At 69.2% G+C, this 8055-nt stretch carries 6 protein-coding genes; 3 read left to right on the forward strand and 3 right to left on the reverse strand.

All coding sequences use genetic code 11. From position 1 onward, the window contains the following. Positions 1-135 precede the first annotated feature (135 nt). Positions 136-1650, forward strand: coding sequence for an alkaline phosphatase (locus AB1634_04000; protein ID MEW6218683.1), 1515 nt, complete (start codon positions 136-138; stop codon positions 1648-1650). 256 nt (positions 1651-1906) lie between these two features. Here the strand turns inward: AB1634_04000 and AB1634_04005 are convergent, their stop codons facing one another. Then, complete coding sequence (locus AB1634_04005) at positions 1907-3718, reverse strand: fibronectin type III domain-containing protein (GenBank protein MEW6218684.1); 1812 nt, start codon at positions 3716-3718, stop codon at positions 1907-1909. 174 nt (positions 3719-3892) lie between these two features. Here AB1634_04005 and AB1634_04010 point away from each other — a divergent pair, with 174 nt between their 5' ends. Then, positions 3893-4882: an ABC transporter ATP-binding protein gene (locus AB1634_04010; protein ID MEW6218685.1), complete on the forward strand. Its 990-nt coding sequence runs from the start codon at positions 3893-3895 to the stop codon at positions 4880-4882. 36 nt (positions 4883-4918) lie between these two features. On the opposite strand, the gene AB1634_04015 is transcribed toward AB1634_04010, so the two are convergent. Next, complete coding sequence (locus AB1634_04015) at positions 4919-5920, reverse strand: hypothetical protein (GenBank protein MEW6218686.1); 1002 nt, start codon at positions 5918-5920, stop codon at positions 4919-4921. A gap of 241 nt (positions 5921-6161) precedes the next feature. Continuing rightward, on the reverse strand, positions 6162-6941 hold the full coding sequence (locus AB1634_04020; protein MEW6218687.1) for a carbonic anhydrase: 780 nt from the start codon (positions 6939-6941) through the stop codon (positions 6162-6164). 203 nt (positions 6942-7144) lie between these two features. Between AB1634_04020 and AB1634_04025 the strand changes: the two genes are divergently transcribed. Continuing rightward, the coding region (locus AB1634_04025) for an AAA family ATPase (protein ID MEW6218688.1) at positions 7145-8055 on the forward strand (911 nt) is incomplete at its 3' end.

Below are 8055 nucleotides of genomic sequence, written 5' to 3' on the forward strand. Positions count from 1 at the left end.
CCAAAAACAGCGCCAAGGGCAGCCGGAAAGAGCGACGGGCCGGGTGGCTCGCCGGTCAGAGAAGCCGGGGTGCCCGCACGGAAGTCGGCCAGGAGACAGGGGCTCGGAGCACGCAACCAGCGAAGGAGGACAGACATGAACGGAGCAGTCAGAGCAGGAAAGGTCATCATCACCGCCCTCGTGGTTACCGCCGGTTTGTGCTCGGCGGCGCAGGCCGGTGGCCAGGACGAGGCGTCAGGGGGCCGGGGGCCGCGGTCCAGGGAGGCCAAGAACATCATCCTCTTCATCGGCGACGGCATGCAGCTCGAGCACGAGATCGCCGCCAGCCGCTACCTGCATGGCCGGGATTTCGGACTGGCCTGGCACGACCTGGGCTACCGAGCCGCGGTCACCACCTGGGATGTCACCACCTACAACGCCCGCGCCGCGACGCTGGGGGCGGCCCCATACAGCCCGGAGAGCTTCGAGCCGACGATTGGCTACGATCCCGCCCTGGGCGGCAAGCGGCCCTTCCCTGCCGACACCACCGGGTCCGACGCCTATTTCCTGACCACCATGAAGGCCACTGACTCGGCCTCGGCCGCCACGGCCTGGGCGACCGGTCACAAGACCGATGACGGCAACATCGCCTGGCTGCCCGGTGACCCGGAGGGCGGCGCGCTCAGGACCATCGCCGAGCTGGTCCGGGAAGACAAGCACCGCTCCATCGGCGTGGTGAGCACAGTGCCCTTCACCCATGCCACCCCGGCTGCCCATGTCAGTCACAACGTTTCCCGCAACAACTACCTGGCCATTGCCGACGAGATCATCCGGGACGTCCAGCCCGAAGTGGTGATCGGCGGCGGCTTTCCCGCCAGCGGCAATTTCCGCTATCTGTCCGAATCCCTCTACCAGGAGGTCAAGGAAGGCATCGTCGACGAGTATGTCTTTGTCGAGCGGGCCGCCGGCGTGGACGGCGGTCTGATCCTCGCGGACGGCGCCGGCCAGGCCCTGGCCAGCGGCAAGAAGCTCTTCGGCCTTTTCGGCGGCGCCGACGGCAACCTCATCTCCCCGGTGCCCGCCGACTCGCCCCGATTTCCGGCCATCGCCCGGGGCGCGGTGGAGGATCCGCTGCTGGTGGACTCCACCCGGGCTGCCCTCAAGGTGCTGAGCGCCGATCGGGACGGCTTCTTCCTCATGGTGGAGCAGGGTGATATCGACTGGGCCAACCATGCCAATGACTTCGCCCGCATGATCGGCTGCGTCTGGGACCTGGACCTGGCGGTCCGCTCGGCCATCGACTTCGTCAACCAGCCCGGGGACCGGGTGGACTGGAGCAACACCCTGCTCATCGTCACCTCGGACCACGGCAACAGCTACATGCGTCTGGTCCTGGACGACAGCGCCACCCCGCGGCTCGGCCTGGGCGATCTGCCGCGGCAGGTGGCCAACAGCGTACCGGTGGGCGGCTACACGCCGGGCTTTGTCTATCCCGAGGGCGAGATCACGTACGGCTCCGGCTCCCACACCAATGAGCTGGTGACCTTCTACGCCAGGGGCCAGGGGGTCAACCAGTTCGCCCGCCGCCAGGGCGCCTGGTATCCACGGACCCAGCTCCTCGACAACACCCAGCTCTTCGAGGCCATGGCCGCGGCCTCTGGTCTGCGCTAGCCGGCGACACCCCACCCTGGTCTGAACCGCCAAGGGGGCCGGCGGATGTTCCGCCGGCCCCCTTGGTCTTGCCACCGCAACCTGCAGGTCCCATGACTCCCATAGCTCCCATGGACCCATGGACCCATGGGACTTATAGGACCTATAGGACTTATGGGACCTATAGGTCCTATGGGAAACCGCCACGGCGCACGTCCGGTGTTTCACCCCTTCGGGTGCGCCCGGCGGATAACCACCTGTTCGCCATTCCTTCTGGTCAATCCCCCACTCGGATTCCAGCCACCGTGCCGTTTAGGGGGGAGGGCGGCCTGAAGGTGCCGGTGGCATTGCTGAAGCTGATGGTGTAGCTGCCGGTGAGCCTGGTGGGCGCCAGCACGATGTCGGGGGTCATCAGGACGTCGAGGCGGTAGTCGGCGCTGCCGGACAGCGGGACAGGTATCGGCGCGCCGATCACCTGGCCGGCGGCAGTGGCACGCCCGGTCTCCACCAGGCGCACCTGGCCGGTGCCCGCGGCAGAAAGCTGCCGGCTGGCGGGCCGGCCGGTGACCGCGCCCTGGACGGTGTACCACTGGCCGTAGATCAGCTCTTCGCTCTCGATGTGGGTGGTCCAGTCCGGGGTGTGGATCGTGCCGTCAGGATCGACGACGATCTGACCGGTCCAGCTGCCACCGCCGGTGGGGTCGGTGTAGCCCACCTGCCAGGTGCCGGTCATGGCGTCCAGAAGCGAGGCGGCCTGGGGTGCGAACGTCACCTGCAGGAAGTAGGCGCCGGTCCTCTGGGACGAGTAGTGGCGTACCGCGACATGCACCGTGGCCCGGGCCGGGAAGGCGCGCTGCAGCTGGAAGTTGGTGCCGGCGCCGGAGTCGTCGTCCGTGGCCATGTCGGCGCAGCTGGCGTCCTGCAGGGTGCCGAAGGTGTCGGTGCTGCCGGTGCTGGCAACGGTCAGGGTGCCGGGCCCGGGCAGCTCGATGCGGAAGACATCGGTGTCGCCGGCGGTCTCGATGCTGCCGGCCACGGTGTCGCCCGCCGCCACCGTTGTTGCCTGGCTGCAGGTGTTGCCGTGATCGTCGTCCTGGTTGGCGACCGACAGCTGCACGACATTGGACGGCGGGCTGAGGCCGGCCTGATTCCGGGCCAGCACCGCTGCTGCTACCGAGGTGCCGGCCGGGAACGACCGCTGGAAAGAGGTGGCGGTGCCCGCATCCGCCACCATGAGCTGGCCGCCCGCCGGCACCATGGCGACGATGTAGCTGGTGGCGCCGGTCACCGCATTCCAGGAGAGGCTGATGCCGGTGGCGGTAGCGGTCCCGGTCAGGGCCGGGGCCGCGGGCTTGCCGCCCGCCCCCACCTGGACGGTGTTGCTGGCCGGCCCCACACCGGCGGCGTTGTAGGCCCGGATGGCGACGTTGGCGCTGATGCCGGCGGGAAGGGCAAAGGCGACGCCGGTGCGCAGCCCCAGATCCACCTCCTGCGGCGTCCAGGAGGCCGGGGCGACCGGGCCGGCCACGAGCCGGTAGCCGGTGGCGCCGGCCACCGCGCCCCAGGAGAGATTGACCCGGTTGCCGGTGGTGGTGCCGGTGAGCACCGGTGCTGCGGGCGGCTGGACCGCCGGGCAGGCACCCTGGCGGCTGGCGGTGACCTGGCCTACGATGGTGCAGTGGTTGGGGCCATACGCCTCGCTGTACTGGATGCTGTAGGTTCCGGTGCCGGCCTGGCAGGAGGAGAGGGCGAGCTGCACCTGGATGAGGGTCGTCTCGCCCGGCCCATCGCTCTCGCTGGCGGCTGCGGTGTAGGTGGCGCCGCTCACCTGGCCGTTCAGAACGAGCCCCTCGTCCGGCACCAGCATGGTGACCGCAGCACCGCGCTGCTGGATGGTGGCAGCCACAGATCCGTCGGGATCCGGCTGGCACTCGGCGGGGATGTTGGTCGACACCACCCGTTCACCGGAGGTGTGCAGAATCCAGTTGCCGGTGGCATCGAAGGTGGCGGCGCCGGCGTTGGCCGCCGCGACCAGAACGAGCATGATGCCAAGCCAGCCGATCCCCCATGCCTTGCCGCATCTACGCATCTGTTTCCCTCCATTCCGGTTGTCTTCTTGTCCTTTTGGGCGGCCGGCCTGCCGAAGACGGCCCGGGGGCCTTGCCCGCCGGCCGGCCATTGGGTAAGCTCCCCCACACTGAGACCAACCGTATATAGCCGACCCGGCGGTCGGCCGTCAACCAATGTCCACCAGGAACAGACGATGATGCCGGCAGCGCCGTTGCTCGCGGTCCAGGATTTGGCCATCGGCTTCCGGAGCCGGCACGGGCTGGTGCCCGTGGTGCTCGATGTCTCCCTGGCCATCGCCCCGGGGGAGACCCTCTGCCTGGTTGGGGAGTCCGGCTGCGGCAAGACGGTCACTGCCCTGGCTCTCTTGGGCCTGTTGCCCAGACCCAGCGCCGGGATCACCGGCGGCCGGATCTTTCTGGATGGCCAGGACCTGGTGGGGTTGTCCGAGGAGGAGTGGCGGGCGGTCCGCGGCCGGCGCATCGCCATGGTCTTCCAGGAGCCCATGACCAGCCTCAACCCGGTGTTCACCGTGGGGGACCAGATCGGCGAGGCGATCACCGTTCACGAGCGGCTGCCGGCGGCCGAGGTGCGGGCCCGGGTGATCTCCCTCCTGGCGGACGTCGGCATCCCGGCTCCGGAGGAGCGGCTGGGCGATTATCCCCACCAGCTGTCCGGCGGCCAGCGCCAACGGGTGATGATCGCCATGGCGCTGGCCTGCCGGCCACAGCTGCTGGTGGCCGACGAGCCCACCACCGCCCTCGATGTCACGGTGCAGGCCCAGATCCTCGCTCTCTTCGCCGACCTCAAGGCCCGGCACCGCCAGGCCCTTCTCTACATCACCCACGACCTGGGGGTGGTGGCCCACATCGCCGACCGGGTGGCGGTGATGTACGCCGGCATCATCGTCGAGGAGGGCAGCCGGCCGCAGATCTTCCAGGCCCCGGCCCATCCCTACACCCGGGGCCTTCTGGCCTCCCGGCCGGACCGCTCCCTCCGTGGCCAGCGCCTGGTGACCATCCCGGGCAGCGTGCCCGACCCCGCCGAGCGGCCGGCCGGCTGCCCCTTCCACCCCCGCTGCCCCCACGCCATCACCAGCTGCCACACCGATTTCCCTTCCTGGTGCGACCGGGGGGCCGGCCACCGCCACCGCTGCCCGGTGCTGGCGGGCCAGAGGGAGGCCTGAAGGGCGGCGGGTGGCCTGCCCCCCCCCGATGCCCGGTCAGGCATGCTTACGTCGGATCAGGGCCCGGTAGGCCTCGGTGAGGCGGATGAAGAGGTCATGGTCGCCGCCCTTGTCCGGGTGCAGGGCATGGGCGCGCTCCTTGTAGAGACGCTGCAGCTGGCGCCGGGAGAGGCGGGCCAGCTCGTCGCCGCTCACGCCGAACAGGCGCTCGGCCTCTTCCGCGGCCAGGGGCTTCGGCGCCGGCCGCAGCAACCGGCGGTGCCGGGCCATGAATTCCCGGATCAGCCGCGCCTCCGCGGCCTCGGCCGGAAACTCGTAATCGAAGAACTGGATGGCGTGGCGGACCAGATAGGGATGGAGGAACGGGCCGGGCAGGGGACCCATCCAGAAGGCGGGATCCCGGTTCACGGCCGCCAGCTCGGCCAGGAAGACGGCGTCCAGCTCATCCGGGCTCAGGAGCTGGGGCTGGGTGCGGGCATAGGGGCTGGCAAAGAAGCGCTGCAGGTTGAAGGCGGCATAGACATAGGCCTTGTACTCCCGGACCGGCAGCCGCACCTCCTGGAACAGGAAGAACTGCTCCAGCTCGTCCCGGGATTTGTCGGCCAGCTGCCGGAAAGGCCCCATGGGCTCAAGGCCGATGCGGGAGAGGTCCAGCCGGCCGTGGCGGAGGAAGGCCAGCCGCCGGCGATCGAGCAGAAGGATGGCTGCCGCCAGCCGCTGCTCCTCGGCCGGGGTGAGCGCGGGGAGGGGCCGGCGCCGGTGCCGGAACGGGGCCAGGGCCCGTCGCACCTCCGGCCGCAGAAAGAGCCAGAGCAGGTTCTCCAGGGCCTCGTCGTCGGGCACGACACCGGCCGCCTCCAGGGCTGCGGTGAGCTCCGGCGCCAGAAGATAGCTGCGGCCGCCGGGGTAGATGAGATGCCGGCCGGGATCCGGGCCCAGGTCCACCAGCTCCCGGAAGGTCCAGCCGCCGGCGGTGGGCACCGACTCCCGGAGGAGGTAATGGAGCTGGCCGGCAAGGGTGGCTTGCGCGAGATACATGGCCGCTTCCCGCCCCACGGCGAAGGGTCTGGCAGGCCCCCAAAACGCCGGTGGCGCCCGAGGGCGCCCCCGGTCGCGAGCCATTCGGGGGGCCGATCTGCCCGATAGCCCTACTGTGAAACACGAACCGCAGAATGTCCAACAAGGAATTCCGAAGGCTGAAGGAACCGGCAGTGGACATTTCGGATCAGTGCTGCCGGTCCCTTCTGCGGTTGGATATTCCTTGCTCGATATTCGATATTCAGTGGGCCATCGCCTCCATGGCCCGGGCCGGGTTGGCCTCCACGTCCTTGAGGATGTCGATGGTCTTGGCCTCGGGCAGCCAGCTCACCTTGCCGGTGCCCACGTCGTAGATGGCGCCCACCACCTTGACCTTGCCGCCGGTGACCATGTCCCGGGCCGCCGGGCTGGCCATGAACAGGTCCTGGATGCTCTGCCAGACATTCTCCTCGATGCCGAAGGGCACGATCTCGGCGTCCTTGGCCTCGGGATGGGCGGCCATCGCCCGCTTGACTGCCGGCTGGATGTTCTCCACCAGGGGCGGGATGTTGCGCTCCAGGGCATGGCCGTGGCCCAGCACCGCCTGGGTCACCGCGTTCACCGCCCCGCACTGGGTGTGGCCGAGCACCACCAGAACCGGGGTGTTGACATGGGCCAGGCCATACTCGATGGAGCCGGCCTCGTCGGTGTCCACCACGTTGCCGGCCACCCGGATGACGAAGATGTCCATGATCCCGGCGTCGAAGATCCGCTCCACCGGGACCCGGGAGTCGGAGCAGGAGATGACCGTGGCGTACGCGTGGTTGCCCTGATTCTCCGAGCCGGCCTGGGCGAGGCGGGCCGCGTCGGCATGGGGATGGGCGGCCTTGCCGTCCACGAACCGCTGGTTGCCATCTTTGAGCATCTGGATGATGGCGTCGGGGGCAGGCTTGCTGGCAGCGGGACCGCTGGCCAGGACCGGGGCAGCCGTCATGACGAGGAAGGTACAGGCGGTGGCAGCAGCTTTCAGGATGCGCTTCATGACAGGTCTCCTTGTGCTTGGGAGAAGGGGAGAATGGTGCCGAGGCACGGGTCGTCTTTGAATGAATCGTCATTCATATTGGCGAAAACCGGCTCTTTGTCAACAAGAAATCAGGCCCCGGCTCTGCGATTGACAGGCCTCCCCGGCCTGGCTACATTCCTGCACCGGACGCCAAGCCGGCTGCGGCGGGCATCCCGGAAGCCATGAGCTACTACACCCTCCTCAATCTGGAACGGGAGCCCTTCTCCAACTCCCCGGATCCCGGCTTCTTCTTCCAGTCCACCGGCCACCGCCGCTGCCTGCGGGAGGTGGAGCTGGCGGTGCTGCAGCGCCGGGGCCTGGTGATCGTGCTCGGCGAGGTGGGCACCGGCAAGACCACCGTCTGCCGGCAGCTCATCCGCCGTCTGGCCGAAGCCGAGCCGGGCGCAGTCGAGGTCTGTCTGGTTCTGGATCCGGACTTTGTCTCGGCCCGGGACTTCCTGGTGGCGGTGTGCGGGATCCTGGGCCTGCCGGCGCCCGGGGAGGAGGTCTCGGAACGGGCGATCAAGGAGGGGATCAAGGGCCATCTCTTCCGGGTCGGCGTCGAGCAGGGCCGGACGGTGGCCCTGCTCTTCGACGAGGGACAGAAGCTGGCCGGCTTCTGCCTGGAGATCCTCAGGGAGCTGCTCAACTACGAGACCAACGAGCACAAGCTGCTGCAGATCGTCATCTTCGCCCAGCCTGAGCTTTTGGCCGTTGTCCGGGAGCGGGAGAGCTTCGCCGACCGGGTGGCGGTCCTCATCCGCCTGGGACCCCTGTCCCTGGCCGAGACCAGGCGCATGATCCGCTTTCGCCTGGAGCAGGCGGGCGCGGCCGGCCGTGGCCTGGCCCTTTTCAGCTGGCCCGCCCTCCTGGCCATCCACCTGACCACCGGCGGCTATCCCCGCCGCATCGTCATGCTCGCCTCCCGGATCCTCATGGCGATCATCGTCGGCAACCGGCGCCGGGCCGGTGCCTGGCTGGTGCTGCGCTGCGCCCGCCAGCAGGCTGGCCGGGCCCTGGCGCGACCCTTCGCAGCCTGGATCCTTCTGGGGCTGCTGGCCGTGCGGTTGGGGGGGGGAGTGTGGCTGGTCGG

The organism is Thermodesulfobacteriota bacterium, assembly GCA_040755095.1.
Taxonomy (GTDB): Bacteria; Desulfobacterota; Desulfobulbia; order Desulfobulbales; family JBFMBH01; genus JBFMBH01.